The organism is Streptomyces sp. V3I8, from assembly GCF_030817535.1.
In the GTDB taxonomy this organism is placed as follows: domain Bacteria; phylum Actinomycetota; class Actinomycetes; order Streptomycetales; family Streptomycetaceae; genus Streptomyces.
In genome coordinates this window covers 7624250-7647752 of record NZ_JAUSZL010000002.1, presented here as the reverse complement: position 1 = coordinate 7647752, position 23503 = coordinate 7624250, and the positions used below count along the sequence as shown (strand labels likewise).

Genomic DNA, 23503 nt, shown 5'->3' with positions numbered 1-23503 from the left:
CTCTGTGCCCATGAGCCGTGTGCCGCGCCCCAGGCGTTTCCTGGTCTGCGAACCCAGACACTTCGACGTGCGGTACGCCATCAACCCCTGGATGCACGAGGACACACAGGTCGACGTCGACCTGGCCCGCAGCCAGTGGGCGGAGCTGATCCGCGCCTACCGCGCCCACGGCCACACCGTCGACAGCGTGGAGCCGGTCGCCGGTCTGCCGGACATGGTCTTCGCCGCGAACTCGGCGCTGGTCGTGGCCGGCCGGGTCTTCGGCTCGCTCTTCCACGCCCCGCAGCGCCGCCCGGAGTCGATCGCGTACGAGGCGTGGTTCAAGAACGCGGGCTTCGACGTGTACCGCTCCGGGGCGGTGTGCGAGGGCGAGGGCGACCTGGTCCTCGTCGGCCGCCATCTGCTGGCCGGCACCGGCTTCCGTACGGAGCGGGCCGCCCACCACGAGGTGCAGGAGTTCTTCGGCGTACCGACGGTCAGCCTCCAGCTGGTGGACCCGCGTTTCTACCACCTCGACACCGCGCTGTTCGTGCTCGACGACGGGCCCGAGGCGAACATCGCGTACTACCCGCAGGCGTTCTCCGCGGGCAGCCGCGAGGTGCTGCGCCGGCTCTTCCCGGACGCGGTGGTCGCCCGTCACGAGGACGCGATGGTGTTCGGGCTGAACTCCGTCTCGGACGGCCGCCACGTCTTCATCGCGCCGCGCGCCGAGGCCCTCGCGGGCGAGCTCGAGCGCCACGGCTATGTTCCCGTCCCCGTCGACCTGTCGGAGTTCCAGAAGGCCGGCGGGGGCATCAAGTGCTGCACCCAGGAGATCCGCCCATGACCGTCGCGACCGGCCGTTCCCTGCGCTCCTCCGCCGAGCTGATCCGCGCCGAGGAGCCCGTCCTCGCGCACAACTACCACCCGCTGCCCGTGGTCGTCGCCCGCGCCGAGGGCGCCTGGGTGGAGGACGTCGAGGGCCGCCGCTACCTCGACATGCTGGCCGGTTACTCGGCCCTCAACTTCGGGCACCGCCATCCGGCCCTGGTCGCGGCCGCGCACCGCCAGCTCGACCGGCTGACCCTCACCTCGCGCGCCTTCCACAACGACCGGCTGGCCGCCTTCGCCGAGTCGCTGGCCGCGCTGACCGGCCTGGACATGGTGCTGCCGATGAACACGGGCGCGGAGGCGGTGGAGAGCGGCATCAAGGTGGCCCGCAAGTGGGCGTACGACGTGAAGGGCGTCGCGCCGGACCGGGCGACGATCGTGGTGGCCGCGGACAACTTCCACGGCCGTACGACGACGATCGTGGGCTTCTCCACCGACGAGACGGCCCGTGCCGGGTTCGGCCCCTTCACGCCGGGGTTCCGTGTGGTCCCGTACAACGACCTCGCGGCGCTCGAAGCGGCGGTCGACGAGACGACAGCGGCCGTGCTGATCGAGCCGATCCAGGGCGAGGCCGGCGTCGTCGTTCCCGACGACGGCTATCTGCGGGGGGTGCGCGAGCTGACCCGGCGCGCCGGCTGCCTGTTCGTCGCCGACGAGATCCAGTCGGGCCTCGGGCGCACGGGCCGCACGCTGGCCGTCGAGCACGAGGGGGTCGTGCCGGACGTGCTGCTGCTCGGCAAGGCGCTCGGCGGCGGCATCGTGCCGGTCTCCGCGGTGGTCGCGCGGCGCGAGGTGCTGGGGGTGCTGGGCCCGGGCGGGCACGGCTCGACGTTCGGCGGCAACCCGCTGGCCGCGGCGGTCGGTTCGGCGGTGGTGGAGCTGCTGGGGACCGGCGAGTTCCAGCGCCGGGCCGAGGAGTCGGGCGTGCTGCTGCGGGAGGGCCTGACGGCGCTCCTGGGCAAGGGTGTGAAGGGCTTCCGGGCCCGCGGCCTCTGGGCGGGCGTCGACATCGACCCCGCGATCGGTACGGGCCGCGAGATCAGCGAGTCCCTGATGCGTGAGGGAATCCTGGTCAAGGACACCCACGGCTCCACCATCCGCCTGGCCCCGCCCCTGACGATCACGGAAGAAGAGCTCCACACGGCCCTGGCGGCCCTGGAGAAGGTGCTGGGGCAAGGGCCCCGTTAGGGGGGCGCGGGCTGTGCCATCGTGCGGCTTCACCGCGGGGCGCGACCGGCCCCCGCCGGCCCGGACCCGACGACGCTTCGGACGTCGTCGGGTCCGGGCCGGTCCTGTCCAGTCCTGCCGCGGGCTACAGCGCGGTCCCGAACCGCTCCCACACCCGGTGTGAACCGAGCAGCGCGGTGACCTGCTCCAGCGCGGCCGCCCCGCTGTCCGCCGTCACGACACCGGCGGCCCCCGCGGGGATCCCGGCAGCCGAGAGCACCGCGTCGGCCCCGGCCCAGCCCCCGACGGCCTTGCCGTGCCGGAACGCCTCGGTCAGCAGCAGCGAGACCCGCGGGTCGGCGACCACGTCGAGCCCCGCGTCCCCCGCCTTGGCGTCCCGCGCCCCGAACGCGTCCTTGCCGGGTCCGGGCACGCCCGCCACCAGGATGGCGTCGAACTCCACCGACCGGGCGGTCGCGAAGGTGCGCTGCGCCTGCAGCGGCTCGCCCCCGGCGTCGAGCACCCCGCCGGCGGGCGCGATCACGAGCGGGACCATGCCGGCGTCCAGGACCGCCTGCCGCACGGTGCGGACCCCGTCGAGGTCGCCCTGCGCGTCGGTGACGATGCCGATGATCCGCCCGTCCAGCGGCCAGACCGCCCCGACCTGGGAGAGGGCCGGGCTGGGCTCGGCGTCCACGAGCGGCACGGTCGCCTGCGGCGCGGGCAGTCCGAGCCCGGCGGCCACCTGTTCGCACAGCTCGGTGTCGATGTTGGCCAGGACCCGCAGCGCCCGCTCCTTGACGGGCTGCTCGTAGCACTTGTTCAGCTCGAAGGTGTAGGCGTTCACGATGTGCTCGCGCTCCACCGGCGTCATGCTGAGCCAGAACAGCCGGGGCTGGCTGAAGTGGTCCGAGTAGGACGCAGGCGCCTCGCGCACCTTGCGGCCCTGCGGGACCTCGACCGGCGTCTCGATGAACGCGCCGGTGTCCGCCCCGGCCAGGAACGGGCAGCCCCCGTCGAGCGAGTTGGGCTTGTAGGGCGCCGTGCCGGTGTGCACGGCCGTCTGGTGCATACCGTCCCGCAGCATGTCGTTGACGGGGGCGTGCGGGCGGTTGATCGGCAGTTGCCCGAAGTTCGGCCCGCCGAGCCGGGTGAGCTGCGTGTCCAGGTAGGAGAAGAGCCGGCCGGCGAGCAGCGGGTCGTCGGTGACGTCGATGCCGGGGACCAGGTGGCCGACGTGGAAGGCGACCTGCTCGGTCTCGGCGAAGAAGTTGGTGGGGTTGGCGTTCAGCGTGAGCAGCCCGATCGGCTGGACGGGGGCCAGCTCCTCCGGGACGATCTTCGTCGAGTCCAGCAGGTCGATGCCCTCGAAGGTCTGCTCGGGGTTGTCCGGGAAGACCTGGACGCCGAGCTCCCACTGCGGGTACGCGCCGGACTCGATGGCGTCGTACAGGTCCCGGCGGTGGAAGTCGGGGTCGACGCCGGCGGTGATCTGCGCCTCCTCCCAGGTCTGGGAGTGCACGCCGAGCTTGGGCTTCCAGTGGAACTTCACCAGGGTGGTGCCGCCCTCGGCGTTCACCAGCCGGAAGGTGTGGACGCCGAAGCCCTCCATCGTGCGGTAGGAGCGCGGGATGCCCCGGTCGGACATGTTCCACAGCGTGTGGTGGGTGGCCTCGGTGTGCAGGGTGACGAAGTCCCAGAAGGTGTCGTGGGCGCTCTGTGCCTGCGGGATCTCGCGGTCGGGGTGCGGCTTGCCGGCGTGGATGATGTCCGGGAACTTGATGGCGTCCTGGACGAAGAAGACCGGGATGTTGTTGCCGACCAGGTCGAAGGTGCCCTCGCTGGTGTAGAACTTCGTCGCGAAGCCCCGGGTGTCGCGGACCGTGTCCGCCGAGCCGCGTGAGCCGAGGACCGTGGAGAACCGTACGAACACCGGGGTCTCGACGCCCTCGGCGAGGAAGGCGGCCTTCGTGATCCGCGCGGCGGTGCCGTAGCCCTGGAAGATCCCGTGCGCGGCGGCGCCGCGGGCGTGCACGACCCGCTCGGGGATGCGCTCGTGGTCGAAGTGGGTGATCTTCTCCCGCAGGTGGTGGTCCTGCAGGAGGACGGGCCCGCGGGCGCCGGCCTTCAGGGAGTGGTCCGTCTCGTGGAGCCGGGCGCCCTGGGCCGTGGTCAGGTAGGCCTCCCCCTGGGCCCGCAGGTGCCGGTCCGCGCCCGTCGGCCGCCCGGTGGGGCTGACGTACTCGGGTGCGCCCTGGTCGGCCTTGGGCGGCAGCGGCTCCTGGGGCGTGGTCGGCTCCTCGACCGGAGGTGTCTTCACTCCGGGCTTGCCGGGCACACCGTCCGCCGGGCCGTCCCCGTGCAGCACTTCGGCGGCCTTCGCCGCCACGGCCTTCAGCGGGTTCTTCTCAGTCATCGCGTCTCCAAGTGTCGGGGGGACGCCTGGGTACCCCTGACACTCACGGCCGAACCATTGCCCACCAGCGGTTTTCGATGCTTTTGCGCCATCCGGGGGAGCGGACGGGGAGAAGGCCGCGGATCCGGGTCCCACCGGATCCGCGGCCGGTCCGTCAGGGGCGCCCGGGCCGCCGTGGACCGGACGTGCCCGGGCACCTCCGTCGTTCGCCGGACCGTCAGGCCCGGCCGTCGTCCTGCTCGCCGGCGTCGTCCCGGTCCCCCTCCGCCTGGGAGGGCGTGGTCTGCCGCACCGGTTGCTGACCGCCCCGCTCGTCCGCGGACGAACTCTCGGCGTCGTCGCCCCGGTCCCCCTCTGCCTGGGACGGGGTCGGTTCCTGCGTCATCGCTGCTCCTCTCGTCACTGCTGCGGTGGTCGTCGTCACGGCTTCAGGAGGGTCTTGACCATTCCGTCCTCCTTGGCCTGGAACATCGCGTACGCCTTCGGCGCGTCCTCGAGCGGCATGGCGTGCGTCTTGAACGTGTCCACGCCCAGCGGGTCCTCGTCCGTGAGCAGCGGCAGGATGTCGTCCACCCAGCGCCACACGTTGGCCTGGCCCATGCGCACCTGGATCTGCTTGTCGAACATCGTCAGGAGGGGCATCGGGCTGACCGCTCCGCCGTAGACACCGGAGATGGAGAGCGTGCCGCCGCGGCGGACGAGCTCGATACCGGTGTACAGGGCTCCCAGCCGGTCGATCCCCGCCTTCTCCATCATCGGCTGCGCCACCGCGTCGGGCAGCAGGCCGGTGACCCACTGGGCGGCCTTGGCGAACGGCGCGCCGTGCGCCTCCATGCCGACGGCGTCGATGACCGCGTCGGTGCCGCGTCCGTCGGTGAGGTCACGGACGGCGGCCACCAGGTCCTTGCCGTTCATCCGGGCGTCGAAGCACGTGACCCCTTGGGCGCTGGCGCGGGTGAGGCGCTCCTTGACGAGGTCCACGCCGATGACCAGGCCGGCTCCCTGGTGCCGGGCGATCCGGGCGGCCATGTCCCCGATGGGCCCGAGGCCCAGCACGGTGACGCTGCCGCCCGGCGGGATCGCCGCGTAGTCCACGGCCTGCCAGGCGGTGGGCAGGACGTCGGAGAGGTAGACGTAGCGGTCGTCGGCCGGCCCCTCGGGCACCTTGATGGGCAGCCGGTTGCCGAACGGCACCCGCAGGAACTCCGCCTGTCCGCCCGGCACCTGCCCGTACAGCTTGGTGTATCCGAAGAGGCTGCCACCGCTGCCGCGCTCGCGGACCTGGGTCGTCTCGCACTGCGACTGGAGTCCCTGGTCGCACATGTGGCAGTCGCGACAGGAGACGTTGAAGGGGATGACCACCCGGTCGCCGGGGGCCAGGGCGGTGACCTCGGGGCCCACCTCCTCCACGATGCCCATGGGCTCGTGGCCGAGGATGTCGCCGGGGTCGATGAAGGGGCCGAAGAGTTCGTACAGGTGGAGGTCGGAACCGCACAGACCGGTCGTCGTGATCCTGACGATGATGTCGTCGGGCTTCTCGATCCGCGGATCGGGGACGGTCTCCACGCGGACATCGCGCTTCCCCTGCCAGGTCAGTGCACGCATGGTGGGGCTCCTCCAGCCGGTCGTCTGCCACTTCCGCCGCCCGAGTCCCCTTTCCTCGGTTTCCGACACCCCGAACGCGACGGAAGCATCCGTTCCGATCTTCGGGCGCCGGGTACCCGGCGCCCCCGGGGCCTCCTGCGGCAGCCCCGCCCGAACGAACGGAAGGAAGCATCACGTGTGGCACGCCCTCACCTATGAGGCCACCGCCGTCGGGCGTTCGGTGCGCAGGTGCGTCACGGAGTCCGGGCCCGAGCGCGACACGGCGGTCCAGTCGCTCAAGGCGGCCGGCGCCGCACTGCTGGCCTGGGCGGTCGCCGGCTGGTGGTGGAACGCGCCGATGGCGCTGCTGGCGCCGTGGACCGCGCTGTTCCTGGTGCAGAGCACCGTCTACCGCTCGCTCCTGTCCGCCCTGCAGCAGGTCGTGGTGGTGTGCGGCGGCACCCTGCTCGCGGCCGGCGCCCTCGAACTGACCCACCACACGATGGCCGCGATGGCACTGGCCCTGCCCCTCACCGTGCTGCTCGGCAACTACGCGCGGCTCGGCAGTCAGGGCCTGTACGCGCCGACGGCCGCGCTGTTCGTCCTCGCCTACGGCTCGTCCAGCGGTTTCGACATCCTGCACCGGCTCCTGGAGACCCTGCTCGGCGCGGCCATCGGTGTCGCGGTGAACGCCGGTGTCCTGCCGCCGGTCCACTCCCGGCGCGTCCACCGGCTGCGCGAGCGGCTGCCGCAGGACTGCGCCGACCTGCTGCACACGGTCGCCGACGGCGTCGAGGGGCCGTACGACCAGGAGCGCGCCCGCGGCTGGTACGACGGCGCGGTGCGGCTGGCGGACGTGGTGACGGAGCTGCGGAGCGCGCGCCGCTGGTCGGACGAGAGCTACCGCTTCAACCCGGGACGGAAGCTGCGCCGTTCGGCGGAGCCGCCCCCGCCCGCCGACTGGGACTTCACCTGGGACCGGATCACCGAGCACATCAGGGCGATCACGCGCTCGCTGTCCGAGGCGGCCCGGCTCCCGGACTCCGTACCGGGCGTCCTGGCACCGCAGTTGCGGGCGGCCGGTGACGTCCTGGCCTCGCGGCGGGACGCGGCCGACGAGCGCCGCCGCGCCCTGGACACGGCGGAGGCGGCGCACCGCCGGCTGGCCCGGGCCCTCGTGCGCAGCGGGTACGAGACCGCGCCGGTGCTGGGCGGTATGACGGCGGACACCCGGCGGCTGCTCGACGACCTGTCCGCGGTGGCCGACGCGTGGGACGGCGACGCCCCACGGCAGGAGCAGCGCCCGCATCACGGCTGAGAGCGGGTGCGCGGGCCGCCGGGAACGAGCCGGCCGCCGCGCCGGCGGGTGGTGCCGGGCGGTGGCACCGGCCGGCACGAGTCCGATCTCAGGCGGTTGCAGGGGACGGCGCCTCACATACACTGGCGTCCCGCAACACACCTACTGACCAGCTAGAACGCGGCGTTTGAGCCGATCCGGCGAAGCGAGGAGCCACCCGTTGTTCTATTACGTCCTGAAGTACGTGATTTTGGGACCGCTGTTGCGGCTGGTCTTCCGGCCCCGGATCGAGGGGCTGGAGCACGTACCCGCGACGGGAGCCGCCATCGTCGCGGGCAACCACCTGTCGTTCGCGGACCACTTCCTGATGCCCGCGATCCTCAAGCGGCGCATCACGTTCCTCGCCAAGGCCGAGTACTTCACGGGGCCCGGCATCAAGGGAAGGCTGACGGCGGCCTTCTTCCACGCCGTCGGGCAGATCCCGGTGGACCGCTCCGGCAAGGAGGCCGGCCAGGCGGCGATCCGTGAGGGGCTCGGCGTGCTGAGCAAGGACGAGCTGCTCGGCATCTACCCGGAGGGCACCCGCTCGCACGACGGCCGCCTCTACAAGGGCAAGGTCGGCGTCGCGGTGATGGCGCTCAGGGCCGGGGTGCCCGTCGTCCCGTGCGCGATGATCGGCACCTTCGAGGCGCAGCCGCCCGGCCGGAAGATCCCCAAGGTCCACCCGGTGGCGATCCGCTTCGGCGAACCCCTCGACTTCTCCCGCTACGCCGGCATGGAGGGCGAGAAGGCGATCCTGCGCGCCATCACCGACGAGATCATGTACGCGATCCTCAACCTCTCCGAGCAGGAGTACGTGGACCGGTACGCCTCGGACGTGAAGGCCGAGGCGGCCGCCGAGAAGGCGGCGCAGGCGAGGTCCCGCAAGTTCCCGCGCCTGCCCCAGCGCTGACGCCCGCCCCGGCCCCGCCGCCCGGCCGCTCTGCCCACAGCTAATCGGCCGGGTTCCCGGGCGTCCGGCGTCCTACGGTCGCTCCATGAAACGAGCTGTGGTGATCGGGGCGACGGGGCAGATCGGACGGGTGGCCGTGGGCGTGCTGGCCCGGGACGGCTGGGAGGTGACCGCCCTCTCGCGGGGTGGCGGACGGGACGGGGACTGGCCCGGGCGGGTACGCGTCGCGCGGGTGGACCGCGCCGACGGCTCCGCGCTGGCCGCCGCGGTCGGCGACGGGTGCGACGTGCTGGTGGACATGGTGGCGTTCGGGCCGGAGCACGGGCGGCAGCTGACCGCGCTGGCCGGCCGGATCGGTTCGGCCGTGGTGATCTCCAGCGTGTCGGTGTACGAGGACGGCGAGGGCCGCAACTTCGACACGCAGGAGGAGCCGGCCGGGTTCCCCGCCTACCCGGTGCCCCTGACGGAGGACCAGCGCACGGTCGCGCCCGGCGACTTCTCGTACAGTACCCGCAAGGCGGCGCTGGAGCGCGAACTGCTCGCCGCCTCGGACGTGTTGCCGACCACGCTGCTGCGGGCCGGCGCCGTCCACGGGCCGCACTGCCGCACCCCCCGCGAGCTGTACTTCGTCAAGCGCAACCTGGACGGCCGCGGGCGGCGCGTCCTCGCGTACGGCGGGGAGAGCCGTTTCCATCCGGCGGGTGTCCACAACATCGCGGAGCTGGTCCGGCTGGCCGCCGCCCGGCCGGGTACCCGCGTGCTCAACGCGGTGGACCCCGACGTGCCCACGGTCGCGGAGATCGCGGCGGCCGTCGACACCGTGATGGGGATCGGGAACGAGACCGTCCTGGTCGACGGGCCGCCTCCGGCGCCGGGCGTGGGCGACACCCCGTGGTCGGTGCCGCACCCGATGATCTGCGACATGACGGCGGCGGAGCGGGAGCTGGGTTACCGGGCGGTGACGCGGTACGCCGACCGGCTGCCGGAGACGGTCGCCTGGATCGAGCGCCGGCTGGCGGAGGGGGACTGGCGGGAGACGTACCCGAAGATGGTCGCGGCGTACGGCGACCTCTTCGACTACGCGGCCGAGGACGCCTGGCTCGCGGGGCGCGGGGCCTGAGGGCCCGGGACCCGGACGGAGACCGGGACACAGGTGGGGACCGGAACACAGGCGGGGACCGGAACACGAGCGGGGGCGGCCATTGCGCGGCCGCCCCCGTCCGTCGCCGTGCCGGTCCGCGCTACGGCTTGGGCGTGGCGTGCGGCGCGCACGTCACGTCGACCGCGCCGACCTTGCCGGTGAGCAGGTAGGTCTCCACCTTCTCGTTGACACAGGGGTTGGTGAGCCCGGTCACGCCGTGCGAGCCCGCGCCCTTCTCCGTGATCAGACGGGAGCCCTTGAACCGCTTGTGCAGTTCGACGGCGCCCTCGTACGGTGTCGCCGCGTCACGCGTGGACTGCACGATCAGGACGGGCGGCAGGCCCTTACCGGTCTTGACGGTCGGCGGGGTCTGCTGCTTGGCGGGCCAGGTCGCGCACGGCAGGTTCAGCCAGGCGTTGGCCCACGTCATGAACGGATAGTCCTTGTGCAGCTTCGAGTTGTCGCGGTCCCACTTCTTCCAGCTGGTGGGCCACTTGGCGTCGGTGCACTCGACGGCCGTGTAGACGGCGTTGCCGTTCTCCGAGGCGATGTTGCCCGCGGTGTCGGTGAGGTCCGGCGCGGCGGCGTCGACGAGCGCCTGGGTGTCACCGGCGACGTACTTGCCGAAGACGGTCGCGACCGGCACCCACGACGAGTCGTAGTACGGCGCGCTCTGGAAGAAGCTGATGAGTTCGGCCGGGCCGACGAGACCGCCGATGGGGTTCTCCTTGGCGGTGGCGCGCAGCTTCAGCCACTGGTCCTGGACCTTCGCCCGGGTGTCGCCGAGGTGGAAGGACGCGTCGTTCCTGGCGACCCAGTCCTGCCAGTCCTTCCAGCGCGTCTCGAAGGCGACGTCCTGGTCGAGGTTGGCCTCGTACCAGATCTTCTCGCGCGACGGGTTCACGACGCTGTCCGCGATCATGCGGCGCACGTGGTCCGGGTACAGGGTGCCGTAGACGGCGGCGATGTACGTGCCGTACGAGACACCGAGGAAGTTGAGCTTCCTCTCGCCGAGGGCGGCCCGGATGACGTCCAGGTCGCGGACGGTGTTCGGGGTCGTCATCTGCGGCAGCATCGCGCCGCTGCGCTCGGCGCAGCCGTCCGCGTACTCGGCGGCGAGCTTGCGCTGGACGCGCTTGTCGGCCTCGGAGTCCGGCACCGGGTCGAGCTTGGGCGCCTTGACGAACTCCTGCGGGTCGGCGCAGGAGATGGGCGCCGAGTGGCCGACGCCGCGCGGGTCGAAGCCCACGAAGTCGTACGCCTTCGAGGTGTTCACCCACAGCGGGTTCTTGTTGGTGACCCGGGTCGGGAAGCGCAGTCCGGAGCCGCCGGGGCCGCCGGGGTTGTAGACGAGGGCGCCCTGGCGCTCCGCCTTCGTGCCGGTGCTGCCGATGCGGTCCACGGCGAGCTTGATCTTCTTGCCGTCGGGCTTCGCGTAGTCGAGCGGCACCGTGACCCAGCCGCACTGGATGGGCTTCGCGATCCCCCAGTCGGCCGGACAGTCCTGCCAGTCGATCCCGGCCTTGGCCGCGCGGGCGGCGGCGAGTTCGGCACCGCGCGCCTGGCTGCTGTGGCTGTACGGGGCGGTGCGGCCGCTCTGGCCGTGGCGGATGTCCGCGTTGGCCGTCGGGGCCGCGACGGCGCCGGCTATCAGGGTCGCCGTGACGAGCGCTCCGGCGGAGCCGAACGCCGTCACCCTTCTCATCTCTCTCAAGAGAGTTCTCCCCCTGCTGTCGTCTGCTGTCGTCTGCTGCTGTCGTGGTCGGTACGGGGATCCTTTCGGCTGTGAGGTCCCTGAGAACAGAGGCGATGTGTCTTCTTTGCCAATCCGATAACCGGAACCTCCCTGACCGTTCAGCGGTGAGGTGTATTTCCGCGCTGCGTCGGCCGGGCGTCAGCCGAGTGAGCGCAGCGCTTCGTCGAGGGTCCGGCGCAGGTGCAGGGCGTCGGGGGCGAGGGCGGTCACCAGGGCGCCGGGGCCGGCGAGCGGGGTGAGCGCGGCGCACTCCCCCAGCAGCCGCGGCTCGACCGGCCGGGACGCGTACTGCGGACGGACGACGAGGAGCTGGCCGAGCGCGCGGTGCCCGCCGAGCACGGCGGGACCGTCCCATCCGCCGGGTGCCCCGGGCCCGCAGGAGAGCTCCTGGTCGAGCAGCGGCTGTCCGCCGAGCAGCACGGTGAGCCGGCTGGTGAGCCGTCCCGGCTCCTCGCCGGCCCGTCCGAGAACCTGTTCCTCGCGCAGCGTGAGCCGGGCACCCTCGGCGAGCTCGACCCTCGTCGTCATCCGCAGCTCACTGCCACCCGCGGAGATCAACTGCTCGGGCAGCCAGCACAGTTCGGCGCCGGCCTCGACCGTGAGGCGTACGTCGTAGCGCGCCTCCCCCTTGGCCTGGCCGGGCAGCGCGATGGTGGCCGCGGCCGATCCGACGTGCAGGCGGGCTCCCTCGGCCACGTCGGCCGAGACGGTGAAACGATCGCCGCCCAGCGGCCCGCTCATCGCGCCGACCAGCATGACCCTGGCCTCGCAGCCGCCGGCCCGCGTCCGCCGCAGGGCCAGCGGGCCGCCGCCCTCCAGGGTGGGCAGCGCGGTGCCGCCCCGTCCGTCCGGACGGGCACCGATCCGCGCGACGGCCCGCACGCCGACGGCGCCGGCCGTACCGGGCACCGCGGCGGCACCGGCCGTCATGCCGCCCACGCGGCGAGCCGTGCCCGCACCCAGGCGGCGACGTCCCCGACACCGCTCCCGGCCCGCAACGACTGGAACACCACGGGCAGTTCGGCCCGCTGCGCCTTCGCGTCGGCGGCCATCCGCGCGAGATCCGAGCCGACGTACGGCGCCAGGTCCGTCTTGTTGACCACGAGCAGATCGGCGGTGGTGACCCCGGGTCCGCCCTTGCGGGGGATGTCGTCCCCGCCCGCGACGTCGATCACGAAGATCTGCGCGTCGACCAGCCCTTTCGAGAAGGTCGCCGTCAGGTTGTCGCCCCCCGACTCGACGAGGATCAGATCCAGTGGCCCGACCTCGTCCTCCAGGTCCTCGACCGCTTCGAGGTTCGCGGAGATGTCGTCACGGATCGCCGTGTGCGGGCAGGCGCCGGTCTCGACGGCGGTGATCCGCTCGGGCGGCAGCACGGCCTCACGCAGCAGGAACTCGGCGTCCTCGCGCGTGTAGATGTCGTTGGTGACGACGGCCAGCGACCACTCGTCACGCAGGGCCCGGCACAGCGCGGCCACGGTGGCGGTCTTCCCGGACCCGACGGGCCCTCCGAGTCCGATCCGCAGGGCCCGGCGCCGCCCGTCGGCCCGCTGGGCATCGGCGCTGACGGCGGCGGGCCCGTCGTGGGTGTGGTGGTCGAGATGCATGAGAGACACTCCTTGTCGGTCCTTGACCCTACGAAGCGAACAGCCGCACGGCCCAGGCGGCATGTGCCTGCGCCCCGACCTCCAGCAGCGGAGCGGAAGCCGCGGGCAGCACCCCGATTCCACCCGCGACCGCTTCCCGCGCGGCCTCGACCGCCTGATCCACGACCAGGTCCACCCCGGGACTCATCCGCGCCAGCACCCCGGTCGCGTCGAACGGATCGAGGCTCAGCAACCGCACCACCGCACTCGCCGGCCCGCTCACGCTCTCGTACGCGGCGCAGTACGCGGCGTCCTCCGCCCCGAGTCCCGCGGCCCGGGCGGTCAGCCCGAGGACCACCGGCTGATGGGCTCCCTTGGGGAACTCCCGGGCCAGCGCGTCGAGTTCGGGCGAGGGCCAGGTCGCCCGGGCGGCCCGCATCAGCTGCCGTCCCAGCTTGCGCGCGACCACCCGCAGCGCGGGAGACGGCGTACGGGCATCGGCGGCCCGGTCCAGCTCCACCGGATCCACCCCGAGCGCGGCAGCGGCGGCGAGCGAGGCCGACACGAGTCCGGCCGTGTGCAACCGCCCCCGGCAGAACTCCTCCAGGTCCACCGCCCCGGTGATCCGGCCGGCCCCGACCGCCGCCTCGGCCCCACCGGAGTGGGCGTACCCCCCGGCGGGGAACCGGCCGTCGGCCAGGACGAGCAACGCAGCACGCGACATGACGCCTCAGAACGCTAGGTCGTTTACGGGGGCCGGCCTCAGAACAGGAAGTACCGCTGGGCCATGGGCAGTTCGGCCGCGGGCGTGGCCTCCACCAGCTCTCCGTCGATGGTGACGGCGAAGCTGTCGGGATCGACCGTCACCCGTGGCCGTGCGTCGTTCTCCCGCATGTCGGCCTTGGTCACCCGGCGCGTCGACTCGATCGGCACGAACCGCTTCCCGAGCCCGAGCCGCTCCGGCAGCCCGTCCTCGATCGCGATCGGTGCCACGAAGTTGAACGAGTTGGACGCGGGCGCCCGGCCGATCGCCCCGAACATCGGCCGCGGCAGGATCGGCTGCGGCGTGGGGATGGACGCGTTGGCGTCGCCCATCTGCGCGTACGCGATCTGCCCGCCCTTGACGACGAGGTGCGGCTTGACCCCGAAGAACGCGGGCTCCCACAGCACCAGGTCGGCGAGCTTGCCCGTCTCGACGGAGCCGATCTCGCGGGCGAGCCCCTGCGCGACGGCGGGGTTGATCGTGTATTTGGCGACATAGCGACGTACCCGGTGGTTGTCCGCGCGGCCGTCGCCCGGCAGCGCTCCGCGGCGCCGCTTCATGACGTGCGCGGTCTGCCAGGTCCGCATGATGACCTCGCCGACGCGCCCCATGGCCTGCGCGTCGGAGGAGATGATCGAGATCGCGCCGAGGTCGTGCAGGATGTCCTCGGCCCCGATGGTGGTCGGCCTGATCCGGGACTCCGCGAAGGCGAGGTCCTCGGGCACGGCGGCGTTCAGGTGGTGGCAGACCATCAGCATGTCGAGGTGTTCCTCGGCGGTGTTGACGGTGTAGGGCCGGGTCGGGTTGGTCGAGCTGGGCAGCACGTGCGCCTCGGAGACCACCGTCATGATGTCCGGCGCGTGCCCGCCTCCCGCGCCCTCCGTGTGGTACGCGTGGATCGTGCGCCCCTTGATCGCGGCGAGCGTGTCGGCCACGAAGCCGGCCTCGTTGAGGGTGTCCGTGTGGATGGCGATCTGCGCGCCGGTCCGGTCCGCGACGGTGAGCGCGGCGTCGATGACGGCGGGCGTGGAGCCCCAGTCCTCGTGCAGCTTGAGACCGAGCGCGCCGCCGCGCAGCTGCGACAGCATCGCCTCCTCGGAGACGGTGTTGCCCTTGCCGAGCAGCCCGAGGTTGAGCGGGTACCCCTCCATCGCCTCCAGCATCCGGGCGAGGTGCCAGGGGCCGGGGGTGACGGTGGTGGCCTTGGACCCCTCGGCCGGACCGGTGCCGCCGCCGACGAGCGTGGTGATGCCCGACGCCAGCGCCTCGTCGGCGATCTGCGGGCAGATCAGGTGCACGTGGGCGTCGATGGCGCCGGCCGTCAGGATGCGTCCGTTGCCGGCGATGACCTCGGTCTCCGGGCCGATCACCAGATCGGGGTGCACCCCGTCCATGGTGTCGGGGTTGCCGGCCTTGCCGATGCCGGTGATGCGGCCGTCGCGGATGCCCACGTCGGCCTTGACGATCCCCCAGTGGTCGACGATCACCGCGCCCGTGACGACCGTGTCCGGGGTGCCGTCGGCGCGTGTGGCGCGGGACTGTCCCATGGACTCGCGGATGACCTTGCCGCCGCCGAACACGGCCTCGTCACCGGCGCGTCCGGGGCCGCCGGAACGGTCCTCCTCGATCTCGATCAGGAGGTCGGTGTCGGCGAGCCGGATGCGGTCGCCGGTGGTGGGCCCGAACAGGTCGGCGTACGCGGGACGCGAGATCTCAGGCATCGAGGGCTCCTCCGGTCTCGCCGCGCAGGCCGGGCACGATCCGGGCGCCGGCGATCGGGACGAGTTCGACCTCGACGGGGATGCCGGGCTCGAAGCGCACGGCGGTGCCGGCGGCCACGTTGAGCCGCTTGCCGTGGGCGGCACCGCGGTCGAAATCCAGACCGGGGTTGGCCTCGGCGAAGTGGTAGTGGGAGCCGACCTGGACGGGCCGGTCGGCTGCGTTGAGGACGGTGAGCCGGGTGACGGCAAGGCCCTCGTTGAAGGCGACGGGTCCGTCGGCGAACAGGATCTCTCCGGGAATCATGACTGCCGCTCCCCCGTCAGACGATCGGGTCGTGGACGGTGACGAGCTTGGTGCCGTCGGGGAAGGTGGCCTCGACCTGCACGTCGTGGATCATCTCGGGAATGCCCTCCATGACGTCCTCACGGGTGAGGACCCGGCGTCCGGAGGCCATGAGTTCGGCCACCGTGCGGCCGTCCCTGGCTCCTTCGAGGATGTGCGAGGTGATCAGGGCGACGGACTCGGGGTGGTTCAGCTTCACCCCCCTGGCCCGGCGCTTCTCGGCCACGTCGGCGGCCACATGGATGAGCAGCCTCTCCTGCTCGTGCGGCGTCAGTTGCACGGCTTCCCACCTCACAGTCCTCGCTCCGGACCGTGCGGGGTCCGGCTGCCGCAGCCACCATGACGGATCCGGACGCAGTACGCGACTGACGTGACTGCGGTACGCGGCCGGACGCGCGAGTGCGCCCCGGCCCCGGAAACCCCTGGTGACGTGGTGGTGCACGCTAGTTGCGCGGCGTTTCAGGGACGTTAACCGGCACGCGCGGATCCTGGAGTTCCGGCGCGCCCGGCGCGCCCGGCGCGCCCGCCGTCCGGGCGTCGGGGCCTGCCGTCCGACGGGCCCCGCCGGGTCAGCGCGGGGCCCCCATGCCCATCAGGGCGCGCAGACCGTCCTGCAGCACCTCCACCGGCGCCGCGCCGAAGAGGGCCTGCTGCGCGCCGAACCCCTGCGCCGCGGCGATCAGGGTCCTGGCGACGTGCTCGGCGGGGACGTCCGCCCGCATCAGTCCGGCCTCCTGGTAGCCCTCGACGATCTTCACCCACACCTCCCGCACCCTGCCGAAGCCCTCACGCAGCACCGCCGCCAGGTCGCCGTCGCGCAGGGTCTCCGTCCAGACCTGGACCGTCAGCCGCGGGAAGGAGGCGTCGCCGTCCCAGGTCAGTCCGCGCCCGGGCACCCCTCCGAGTCCCGGCACCCCGGTCATGACCAGCCCCAGCAGCACGTCCGGCATCGGCGGCGGAGTGTGCCGGACGGCGTCCTCGAAGGCCGTGCGGATCTCGCCGAGCACCTCGGTGACGATGGCCGCGATCAGTTCTTCCTTGCCGCTGAAGTAGCGGTAGACGGCCCCCCGCCGAGAGGTTCACCTCCTTCAGCGCGTCCTGCATCGACGTGGCACGGAACCAAGACGAACGATCCTTCTTTTTGGGATCCGCGCCACACGCCACGCCACGCCACGTCGCCTGCCCCGTCCCGCCCCGCATCGAGGGAAGAAGCATGTCCGCCACTTCCGCCACACCCTCCACGACCACACCGGAGCCGTCACCGGGGCCGGCACAGCAGCAGCCGTCGCGGCGGTCCTCATCCCGCCCGCACCGCCGCCACGCGGCAGCGGTCGTCCTGCTGGTCCCGGTCCTGGCGGCCCTCGCCCTGTGGGCCTTCGCCCGGCCCGCCGCCCGTACCGGTCCGCACGACCTGCCGCCCGGCGTGGCCGGTCCGGCGACCGCGGCCGCCCAGGTCCAGCGGCAATCGAGGCGCGCGAGGGGGCCTTCGAGATCCACCGCTACGCGGACGAGGCCGCCGCCCGGGAGGCGGTCGAGGACCGGACCGTATACGGAGCGGTCGTGGTCACCGAGCGGGGGTCCAAGCTGCTCACCGCCTCGGCCGCGAGCCCGCTCGTGGCGCAGTCGCTCCAGCGGGCCGTGGCCCGACAGGACGGCGGCGCCCCGATGGAGAGCGTCGACGTCGTCCCCGCCGCCGCGGACGACCCGCGCGGCGCGGTCCTGACGTCGAGCGTGCTGCCCATGACGCTCGCCGGCATCGCGGCGGGGGCCGTGGTGACGCTGCTGGGGCTGCGCGGCGGCCGGGCGGTGGTCACGCTGATCACCGCCGCCGCGGCCGTCGGCGCGGTGGGCGCCCTCGTCGCGGGCAGCCGGCTCGGGGCCTTCGCGGGCGGTCGGTGGTCCGAGGCGGGCGCGCCGGCCCTGTCGACGCTCGCTGTGAGCGCCGCCGTCGCCGGCCTGGCGGCCCTGATCGGCACACCGGGCATCGGGCATCGGGCTCGGCGCGTTCACCATGATGATGCCCGGCAACCCGTTCTCGGGGGCGAGTTCCGCCCCCGAGATGCTGCCCGCGCCGGTCGGCGTGATCGGCCAGTGGCTGCCGCCGGGAGCGGGCGCCTCGCTCCTGCGCTCGGTGTCCTTCTTCGACGGAGCCGCCGCGTCGGGCCCCGCCCTCACCCCGGCCTGGTGGTCGGCCCTGGGCCTCGGCGCGATCCTGCTGGGCGGCGCCCTCGAGCACCGCGCGACGGGCCCCGCCCCGGCCGGGCGGGAGCCCGCGCTCACCGCCTGACCCCGGCCCCGGTCCTGACCCCGGCCCCGCTAAGACGGACCGTGCGCCCCCGCAGCAGCGGACGGGGGTGCACGGTCTTTTCCCGCACCCACCCCCCCCTGTACCCGTCCCCCGTACGAGGCAGCGTGTCCCGTACGAGGCAGCGTGTCCCGTACGAGGCAGCGCGCATCCGAGCGCCCCGTCAGCACCCCGCCCGGGGGCGCCGTGGAGCCGCCTAGGACGCCCCGGAGACCGAGCCGATCACCCGCTCGTCCCCCACCGCGTCGAGTTTCTCGAGCCGCTCCAGATCGGCCGCGGACACCAGGGCGACGAGAGGCTTCCCGTGCCGCGTCACCACGACGCGCTCGGCGCCGTACACCACGCGGTTGATCAGGTCGGCGAGTTCAGCCCTGGCTTGCGTCACCGGAATCTCGTAGGCCATGTTCCCCATCATAACGTCACGTACGTCCTGTACATTTTTTACAGAACCTCTTTCGGGGAAGGCGTGGCCATGACCGAGGTGAACCGCTGATGCTCCCACCCGAGTTGCCCCCGCTGCCGGCGCTGACCCGGGCCGAGGCCGAGCTGATCGACCGCTACCTGGAAGTGGTCGACCTGCTCGGCCGGATCAACCCGGCACACCCCGGCGACACCTACCGCGGACTGCGCGCGGCACAGGCGCTGGTGGGCAGGGCCACGGCCCTGCGCGACGCCCTGGTCCTGATGCACCAACGGGGTGAACACGAGGTCCACGCCCCGACCCTGGCGCAGGCGCTGCGCGTCCTGGACGGGGAACGCCGGGCGGCCCGGGTCGCCCTGCCGCCCGGTTCCGGCACCTGACGTACGCCCGACACCCCGTGTCGCACAGGCAGGTGACGGGGCGTCCGGAGCGACACCGAAACGGGCCGTACGGAGTACCCCCGGACGGCGTACCCGCGACTGCCTTGCACGACCCCCCGAACTTGCGCAACATGCGTACCTCCAGACCGGAATGAACCCTTCCGGTGCTGGTGCGGGGGTCCTCCGGGCCCTCGACACCGACCTCCGGAAAGGGCTGTCCACCCGAACGGGTGAGTGGTGAGTAAGCCCACAAAACGCCGATTCCGCTCGGCTTTCGGGACATCAGTGCGTCAAGATCCCTCCGACGACAAGCCCCCGCCAGAAGCGGCGGGGCGGTCCGGGCGGACGCCGAGTCCTGCCGCTGCCCGGATGACCGGTCGACAGAAGTGCATCGGCAGGAGTGGAGGACCCAGGCACGACGGACCGCCGGAGAGATCCGAGTGGCCCTTGGGGTGAAGCCGCGACAGCGGCCGGGCAACTTCGCCAGCCCGAATCCGACAGGTCATCCTTCACAGGCGGCTGACGAAGGGTTGCGCATGACTGCGCTCAATCGTGTCCCGTCGCTGTTCAGCAGGGCCGGCACCGCCTCGGCCCTCACGATCGCCGCCGTCGGCGGCGGCATAGTGGCCCCGGGCTTCGCGTCCGACGCGCAAGCGGCCACGCACGCGACGAAGGCACTCCAGGTAGCGGCCTCCAAGAAGGGCTCCCCGTACAAGTACGGCGCCGCGGGGCCCAAGCGCTTCGACTGCTCGGGCCTGACGCTCTACTCGTTCAAGAAGGCGGGCAAGAGCCTGCCGCGCACCGCCGCGGCCCAGTACAACAAGACGAACCACGTCTCCTCCTCGCACCGCAAGCAGGGGGACCTGGTCTTCTTCCACTCGGGCCGGAACGTCTACCACGTCGGCATCTACGCCGGGAAGGGACGGATCTGGCACTCCCCGAAGACCGGGGACGTGGTGAAGCTCCAGAAGATCTGGACGAAGAGCGTCTGGTACGGCCGGGTCAGGTGATCGAACCCGCGAGGCGGCCGCGGGTGTCCCGCGGCCGCCTCGCGAGGGACCCCGGATGTGTGTCCCGAGTGTGTGTTCGGCGGACGACTGGTTACTCGTTCACCCATGGCCGCCGAACGGCACCACCACGAGGAGCGCAACGAGACCAGGCTCGAGCGCGCCGACCGGAACTTCAGTGAGCTCCTCCAGGAGCTGCGGGTCACCCAGACCGGCGTCCAGATCCTCTTCGCCTTCCTGCTGACCCTCGCCTTCACCCCCCGCTTCCCGTCGCTCGACACGGTGCAGCGCGCCACGTACGTGGTCACCCTGCTGCTCGCCCTCCTGGCGGCGGCGCTCTTCACGACCCCCGCCGCACTGCACCGACGGCTGTTCCGGCGGGGTGCCAAGCCCCAGGTCGTGAACGCCTCGTCCCGGGTCGCACAGGTCGGTCTGGCCGTGCTCGCGCTGGCTCTGTCGGGTTCCATGCTGCTCGTGGTGGACGTGGCGGTGGACCGGGCGGAGGGCATCGCGGCGGGGGTGACCAGTCTGGTCGTGTGCACCGGGCTGTGGGAGGTCCTGCCGTACCTGGTGAAGCGGGCGGCCGACAAGAACGCGAAGAACAACGCGGCCGGGGCGGGCGGCGTGAGCAGCGGGGACAGCGGGGACAGCGCGGACGGCGGCCCGGCCGGCAGCACCGGCGGCTAGACCTCAGTCGGCCCGTACCGGCGCCACCGCCGCCGTCCACGGCAGCGTGATCGACACGGTCTTCCCGCCCTCCCCGGTGGGCCGGACGGTGAGCTTGCCGCCCCACTCGGCGGTCAGCCAGCGGATGATCACCATGCCGCGGCCGTTGTCCTGCTGGACGGCGGCGGGCAGACGCTTCGGAAACCGGGGGTGGCTGTCGGTCACCCCGATGCGCAGTTGCTCGTCACGGTCCAGCTCGATGTCCACCGTGAAGGTGGGTGACAGCCCGAAGGTGTGCTGCACCGCGTTCGTGGCGAGTTCGGAGACCATGAGCCGGACCGTGTCGGCGGCCTCCGAGTCGGCCGGCAGCCCCCACTCGGCCAGGACGTCCGTGACGTACGTACGGGCGGCGGAGACCGAAGCGGGATCGCTCGGCAGAGTGACGGAGGCTTCCTGGTGGTCTGCCATGCGACGTCATCCTTTCCCACGGGACCGGAGGCCGTCCGAAGTGCACGGCTTCGCCTGCGATCCCGGACTGGTGCTTGCGCCAGAGTGCCACTACCTCGGCGTTCATGGTGCCGATCCACCAAGATATGCATATATCTGTCGCTCGAAGCAGTGAACTCTGCGACGCTCGACCGTATTTGGGTGGACGACTGCCCCGTCCTCTACCGTCGGCCTGACGCCGGACACCATAGCGCCGGCGCGGCGGTCGGAAGGAGACGGCCATGCAGCACGGCCCCGCGGTGCGCCGGCGGAAGCTCGGCGCCGAACTGCGTGCCCTGCGTGCCCTCGCGGGCCTCACGAGCGGGCAGGCGGCCCGCCTCGTCGGCTGGCACCAGTCGAAGGTGAGCCGGATCGAGACCGGCCGCAGCGGGGTCAGACCCGCCGACGTACGGCTGCTCCTGGACGCGTACGGTGTCCGGGATCCGGAACTGCACGAGCTGCTCGTCCTGCTGGCGGGCTCGGACGACGACGGCCGCCAGCGCTGGTGGCACGCCTACCGGAGCATCCTGCCGTCGACGTACAGCGACTTCATCAGCCTGGAGTCGCAGGCCGGCGCGATGCGCACGCTGGAGAACTCCGTGGTGCCGGGCCTCCTGCAGACCCGGGAGTACGCCCGCGCGGTGACGCGGGCCGCCGTGGACGCGGCGCCCGACGGCACGGCCGACGCCCTGGTGGAGGTGCTGGTGAAGGTGCGCCTCGCACGCCAGGACGTACTGCGTTCGAACACACCGCTGCGGCTGAGCGCCGTTCTGGACGAAGCGGTGCTGCGGCGGACCGTCGGCGGACCGGAGGTCATGGCACGGCAGCTGGAGCGGCTGAAGGAGGCCGCGCACCTCCCTCACGTGCGACTTCAGGTGCTCCCCTTCGGAATCGGGGCCCACATCGGAGTCACCGGCCCTTTCGTTATTTTTTCATTTCCGAACAGATCTGATCTGGATGTGGTTGTTCTCGACCACTTGACGAGTAGCCTTTATCTCGAACAGAGGGAAGACCTCCAGTCCTACGAGGAGGCCTTCGACTCCCTCCAGGGCCAGGCCCTTTCGCCCGAGGACACGTTGGACTTCATCGCCGGTCTGGCCGACGGCGCATAAGGAGGCCCCCATGCCCGCCATGCCTCGGTACCTGCCGTCCAGCACCCGCTTACCGGGGGTGCGGTGGCAGCGCAGCAGCCGCAGCACGGGAATGAACAACTGCGTCGAGACGGCCCGTCCGGGCTCCGGCCCGTGCGCCGGCCTGATCGCGGTGCGCGACTCCAAGAACACGTCGGGCCCCGCCCTGCTCTTCGCCCCCGCGGCCTGGGAGGGCTTCATCCGCGCGTTGCGATGACCACGCCCACGGCCCGCTCGATCTGCGCCCCGGTGAGGTCCGCGCGGGCCGTGAGCCGCAGCCGTGAGACACCGTCCGGCACCGACGGAGGACGGAAGCAGCCGACGGCCAGACCCGCCGCCCGGCAGTCCGCCGCCCAGCGCAGCGCCCGCTCCGGTGAGGGGGCGCGCACGGAGACGACCGCGGCGTCCGGACGCACGGCCTCCAGACCCGCGGCCGTCAGCCGCTCGTACAGGGCCGTCGCCACCGCACGCGCGCGCGTGGCCCGTTCGGGTTCCCGGCGCAGCAGGCGCAGGGCCGCCAGGGCCGCGCCCGCCGCCGCGGGGGCCAGACCGGTGTCGAAGATGAACGTGCGGGCCGCGTTGACCAGGTGGTCGATGACGCGGGCCGGTCCCAGGACGGCGCCGCCCTGGCTGCCGAGCGACTTCGACAGCGTGACGGTGGTGACGACGTCCGGCGCGCCCGCGAGCCCCGCCGCCCACGCGGCGCCCCGCCCGCCGTCGCCGAGGACGCCCAGACCGTGCGCGTCGTCGACGACCAGGGCCGCGCCGGACTCCCGGCAGGCGGCGGCGAGTTCCGTCAGCGGGGCCGCGTCGCCGTCCACCGAGAACACCGTGTCGGAGACGGCGATCGCGGGCCCCGTGCGCGTGCCCAGCGCCTTGCGGACGGCCTCGGGGTCGGCGTGGGCGACGACCTGGGTGGTGCCCCGGGCCAGCCGGCAGCCGTCGATCAGCGAGGCGTGGTTGCCCGCGTCGGACACGATGAGGGAGCCGTGCGGCGCGAGCGCGGTGACGGCGGCCAGGTTGGCCGCGTAGCCCGAGGAGAAGACGAGGGCGGACTCGAAACCGCAGAACGCGGCGAGTTCGCGTTCGAGGTCCGCGTGCAGTTCCGTGGAGCCGCTGACGAGCCGGGAGCCGGTGGCGCCGCCGCCCCACCTGCGGGCGGCCTCCGCGGCCGCCCCGGTGACCTCGGGGTGCCGGGCCAGCCCCAGGTAGTCGTTCCCGGCGAGATCGAGGAGCGCGCAGTCCGCGGGGCGGGGCCGCAGGGTGCGGACGAGTCCGGCCCGCCGGCGCGCCCGCGCCTGCTCGTCGATCCACTCGAACGGCGATCCGGGCATGGGTGTCCTCCGGGCCAGGGGATGCGGGTGGCGTGGGGTCCCGGCGCGTGGTGCTCCGCCCGGCCGCTCCCACCGCCTTTTGTAGGCAACGCACAGACCCTAGCGGGACCACCAGCCGCCCATGGTGTGGCAATACCCACACGTGGAACGCTCCGTGTTGTCCGGTCCCTCCTTGGCC

Annotated in this window: 22 protein-coding genes, 3 pseudogenes and 1 riboswitch; of the genes and pseudogenes, 11 read left to right on the top strand and 14 right to left on the bottom strand. The window is 72.5% G+C overall.

What is annotated here, in order from left to right:
* The first annotated feature begins 4 nt into the window (after nucleotides 1-4).
* The gene (gene ddaH / locus QFZ75_RS33965; RefSeq protein WP_307543085.1) at nucleotides 5-826 is read left to right on the top strand and encodes a dimethylargininase; all 822 of its coding nucleotides are present in this window, start codon (nucleotides 5-7) and stop codon (nucleotides 824-826) included.
* Nucleotides 823-2058 (top strand): ornithine--oxo-acid transaminase, encoded by a 1236-nt coding sequence (gene rocD, locus QFZ75_RS33960; protein WP_307543083.1) that lies wholly within the window; start codon nucleotides 823-825, stop codon nucleotides 2056-2058. Before ddaH ends, rocD begins: the two co-directional genes overlap by 4 nt.
* 124 nt (nucleotides 2059-2182) lie before the next feature.
* On the opposite strand, the gene QFZ75_RS33955 is transcribed toward rocD, so the two are convergent.
* The 3 genes from QFZ75_RS33955 to QFZ75_RS33945 form a co-directional block, all read right to left on the bottom strand.
* Entirely contained in the window at nucleotides 2183-4453 is a 2271-nt protein-coding gene (locus tag QFZ75_RS33955; protein WP_307543081.1) for a catalase, read from the bottom strand.
* Nucleotides 4454-4670: 217 nt separating this feature from the next.
* Nucleotides 4671-4838: a hypothetical protein gene (locus tag QFZ75_RS33950; protein WP_307543079.1), complete on the bottom strand. Its 168-nt coding sequence runs from the start codon at nucleotides 4836-4838 to the stop codon at nucleotides 4671-4673.
* 35 nt (nucleotides 4839-4873) lie between these two features.
* Nucleotides 4874-6058: an alcohol dehydrogenase catalytic domain-containing protein gene (locus tag QFZ75_RS33945; protein WP_307543077.1), complete on the bottom strand. Its 1185-nt coding sequence runs from the start codon at nucleotides 6056-6058 to the stop codon at nucleotides 4874-4876.
* A gap of 175 nt (nucleotides 6059-6233) precedes the next feature.
* On the opposite strand from QFZ75_RS33945, the gene QFZ75_RS33940 reads away from it, so the two are divergent.
* The 3 genes from QFZ75_RS33940 (at nucleotide 6234) to QFZ75_RS33930 (ending at nucleotide 9406) form a co-directional block, all read left to right on the top strand.
* Complete coding sequence (locus QFZ75_RS33940) at nucleotides 6234-7355, top strand: aromatic acid exporter family protein (protein WP_307543075.1); 1122 nt, start codon at nucleotides 6234-6236, stop codon at nucleotides 7353-7355.
* Between the two features lie 199 nt (nucleotides 7356-7554).
* Nucleotides 7555-8286, top strand: a complete 732-nt coding sequence (locus tag QFZ75_RS33935; protein WP_307543073.1) for a 1-acyl-sn-glycerol-3-phosphate acyltransferase — start codon at nucleotides 7555-7557, stop codon at nucleotides 8284-8286.
* A gap of 97 nt (nucleotides 8287-8383) precedes the next feature.
* Nucleotides 8384-9406, top strand: coding sequence for an NAD(P)-dependent oxidoreductase (locus tag QFZ75_RS33930; protein WP_307544967.1), 1023 nt, complete (start codon nucleotides 8384-8386; stop codon nucleotides 9404-9406).
* Between the two features lie 121 nt (nucleotides 9407-9527).
* On the opposite strand, the gene QFZ75_RS33925 is transcribed toward QFZ75_RS33930, so the two are convergent.
* The 8 genes and pseudogenes from QFZ75_RS33925 to QFZ75_RS33890 form a co-directional block, all read right to left on the bottom strand.
* A complete protein-coding gene (locus QFZ75_RS33925) occupies nucleotides 9528-11132 on the bottom strand; it encodes an alpha/beta hydrolase (protein WP_307543071.1) in 1605 nt (534 codons plus the stop codon).
* Between the two features lie 189 nt (nucleotides 11133-11321).
* Nucleotides 11322-12113, bottom strand: coding sequence for an urease accessory protein UreD (locus QFZ75_RS33920; RefSeq protein ID WP_307543069.1), 792 nt, complete (start codon nucleotides 12111-12113; stop codon nucleotides 11322-11324).
* The gene (ureG, locus tag QFZ75_RS33915) at nucleotides 12110-12790 is read right to left on the bottom strand and encodes an urease accessory protein UreG (protein WP_307543067.1); all 681 of its coding nucleotides are present in this window, start codon (nucleotides 12788-12790) and stop codon (nucleotides 12110-12112) included. The genes QFZ75_RS33920 and ureG overlap by 4 nt, the downstream gene beginning before the upstream one ends.
* A 28-nt stretch (nucleotides 12791-12818) precedes the next feature.
* Nucleotides 12819-13493: an urease accessory protein UreF gene (locus QFZ75_RS33910; protein WP_307543066.1), complete on the bottom strand. Its 675-nt coding sequence runs from the start codon at nucleotides 13491-13493 to the stop codon at nucleotides 12819-12821.
* 38 nt (nucleotides 13494-13531) lie between these two features.
* Nucleotides 13532-15253: an urease subunit alpha gene (locus QFZ75_RS33905; protein ID WP_307543065.1), complete on the bottom strand. Its 1722-nt coding sequence runs from the start codon at nucleotides 15251-15253 to the stop codon at nucleotides 13532-13534.
* Nucleotides 15246-15557 carry an urease subunit beta gene (locus tag QFZ75_RS33900; RefSeq protein WP_307543064.1) on the bottom strand — a complete coding sequence of 104 codons (312 nt, stop codon included), beginning with the start codon at nucleotides 15555-15557 and terminating at the stop codon, nucleotides 15246-15248. Before QFZ75_RS33900 ends, QFZ75_RS33905 begins: the two co-directional genes overlap by 8 nt.
* A gap of 16 nt (nucleotides 15558-15573) precedes the next feature.
* Nucleotides 15574-15876: an urease subunit gamma gene (locus tag QFZ75_RS33895; RefSeq protein WP_307543062.1), complete on the bottom strand. Its 303-nt coding sequence runs from the start codon at nucleotides 15874-15876 to the stop codon at nucleotides 15574-15576.
* Nucleotides 15877-16165: 289 nt separating this feature from the next.
* Nucleotides 16166-16715: pseudogene (locus QFZ75_RS33890) on the bottom strand (TetR/AcrR family transcriptional regulator); the annotation flags it as partial.
* Nucleotides 16716-16809: 94 nt separating this feature from the next.
* On the opposite strand from QFZ75_RS33890, the pseudogene QFZ75_RS33885 reads away from it, so the two are divergent.
* Nucleotides 16810-17883 (top strand): annotated as a pseudogene (locus tag QFZ75_RS33885) (ABC transporter permease).
* A 226-nt stretch (nucleotides 17884-18109) separates the two neighbouring features.
* On the opposite strand, the pseudogene QFZ75_RS33880 reads toward QFZ75_RS33885, so the two are convergent.
* Nucleotides 18110-18304, bottom strand: a pseudogene (locus tag QFZ75_RS33880) (type II toxin-antitoxin system Phd/YefM family antitoxin); the annotation flags it as partial.
* Between the two features lie 89 nt (nucleotides 18305-18393).
* Between QFZ75_RS33880 and QFZ75_RS33875 the strand changes: the two are divergent.
* From QFZ75_RS33875 to QFZ75_RS33865, 3 genes are all read left to right on the top strand, one after another.
* Entirely contained in the window at nucleotides 18394-18702 is a 309-nt protein-coding gene (locus QFZ75_RS33875; protein WP_307543058.1) for a hypothetical protein, read from the top strand.
* A gap of 346 nt (nucleotides 18703-19048) precedes the next feature.
* Nucleotides 19049-19235: riboswitch (cyclic di-AMP (ydaO/yuaA leader) on the top strand.
* A gap of 3 nt (nucleotides 19236-19238) precedes the next feature.
* Complete coding sequence (locus tag QFZ75_RS33870) at nucleotides 19239-19712, top strand: C40 family peptidase (protein WP_307543057.1); 474 nt, start codon at nucleotides 19239-19241, stop codon at nucleotides 19710-19712.
* Between the two features lie 105 nt (nucleotides 19713-19817).
* On the top strand, nucleotides 19818-20396 hold the full coding sequence (locus QFZ75_RS33865) for a DUF6328 family protein (RefSeq protein WP_307543055.1): 579 nt from the start codon (nucleotides 19818-19820) through the stop codon (nucleotides 20394-20396).
* A 3-nt stretch (nucleotides 20397-20399) separates the two neighbouring features.
* On the opposite strand, the gene QFZ75_RS33860 is transcribed toward QFZ75_RS33865, so the two are convergent.
* A complete protein-coding gene (locus tag QFZ75_RS33860; RefSeq protein WP_307543053.1) occupies nucleotides 20400-20843 on the bottom strand; it encodes an ATP-binding protein in 444 nt (147 codons plus the stop codon).
* 260 nt (nucleotides 20844-21103) lie between these two features.
* Between QFZ75_RS33860 and QFZ75_RS33855 the strand changes: the two genes are divergently transcribed.
* Both QFZ75_RS33855 and QFZ75_RS33850 read left to right on the top strand, forming a co-directional pair.
* Nucleotides 21104-21973 (top strand): helix-turn-helix transcriptional regulator, encoded by an 870-nt coding sequence (locus tag QFZ75_RS33855; protein ID WP_307543051.1) that lies wholly within the window; start codon nucleotides 21104-21106, stop codon nucleotides 21971-21973.
* 10 nt (nucleotides 21974-21983) lie between these two features.
* Nucleotides 21984-22208 (top strand): DUF397 domain-containing protein, encoded by a 225-nt coding sequence (locus QFZ75_RS33850; protein ID WP_307543049.1) that lies wholly within the window; start codon nucleotides 21984-21986, stop codon nucleotides 22206-22208.
* Here the strand turns inward: QFZ75_RS33850 and QFZ75_RS33845 are convergent.
* Nucleotides 22189-23325, bottom strand: a complete 1137-nt coding sequence (locus QFZ75_RS33845) for an 8-amino-7-oxononanoate synthase (protein ID WP_307543047.1) — start codon at nucleotides 23323-23325, stop codon at nucleotides 22189-22191. The genes QFZ75_RS33850 and QFZ75_RS33845 overlap by 20 nt on opposite strands.
* Between the last annotated feature and the right edge of the window lie 178 nt (nucleotides 23326-23503).

Coding starts and splice junctions, on each gene's coding strand:
- rocD (WP_307543083.1), top strand. CDS start 823: ATGACCGTCGCGACCGGCCGTTCCCTGCGCTCCTCCGCCGAGCTGATC.
- QFZ75_RS33955 (WP_307543081.1), bottom strand. CDS start 4,453: ATGACTGAGAAGAACCCGCTGAAGGCCGTGGCGGCGAAGGCCGCCGAA.
- QFZ75_RS33950 (WP_307543079.1), bottom strand. CDS start 4,838: ATGACGCAGGAACCGACCCCGTCCCAGGCAGAGGGGGACCGGGGCGAC.
- QFZ75_RS33945 (WP_307543077.1), bottom strand. CDS start 6,058: ATGCGTGCACTGACCTGGCAGGGGAAGCGCGATGTCCGCGTGGAGACC.
- QFZ75_RS33925 (WP_307543071.1), bottom strand. CDS start 11,132: ATGAGAAGGGTGACGGCGTTCGGCTCCGCCGGAGCGCTCGTCACGGCG.
- QFZ75_RS33920 (WP_307543069.1), bottom strand. CDS start 12,113: ATGACGGCCGGTGCCGCCGCGGTGCCCGGTACGGCCGGCGCCGTCGGC.
- ureG (WP_307543067.1), bottom strand. CDS start 12,790: ATGCATCTCGACCACCACACCCACGACGGGCCCGCCGCCGTCAGCGCC.
- QFZ75_RS33910 (WP_307543066.1), bottom strand. CDS start 13,493: ATGTCGCGTGCTGCGTTGCTCGTCCTGGCCGACGGCCGGTTCCCCGCC.
- QFZ75_RS33905 (WP_307543065.1), bottom strand. CDS start 15,253: ATGCCTGAGATCTCGCGTCCCGCGTACGCCGACCTGTTCGGGCCCACC.
- QFZ75_RS33900 (WP_307543064.1), bottom strand. CDS start 15,557: ATGATTCCCGGAGAGATCCTGTTCGCCGACGGACCCGTCGCCTTCAAC.
- QFZ75_RS33875 (WP_307543058.1), top strand. CDS start 18,394: ATGCTCCCACCCGAGTTGCCCCCGCTGCCGGCGCTGACCCGGGCCGAG.
- QFZ75_RS33870 (WP_307543057.1), top strand. CDS start 19,239: ATGACTGCGCTCAATCGTGTCCCGTCGCTGTTCAGCAGGGCCGGCACC.
- QFZ75_RS33865 (WP_307543055.1), top strand. CDS start 19,818: ATGGCCGCCGAACGGCACCACCACGAGGAGCGCAACGAGACCAGGCTC.
- QFZ75_RS33860 (WP_307543053.1), bottom strand. CDS start 20,843: ATGGCAGACCACCAGGAAGCCTCCGTCACTCTGCCGAGCGATCCCGCT.
- QFZ75_RS33855 (WP_307543051.1), top strand. CDS start 21,104: ATGCAGCACGGCCCCGCGGTGCGCCGGCGGAAGCTCGGCGCCGAACTG.
- QFZ75_RS33850 (WP_307543049.1), top strand. CDS start 21,984: ATGCCCGCCATGCCTCGGTACCTGCCGTCCAGCACCCGCTTACCGGGG.
- QFZ75_RS33845 (WP_307543047.1), bottom strand. CDS start 23,325: ATGCCCGGATCGCCGTTCGAGTGGATCGACGAGCAGGCGCGGGCGCGC.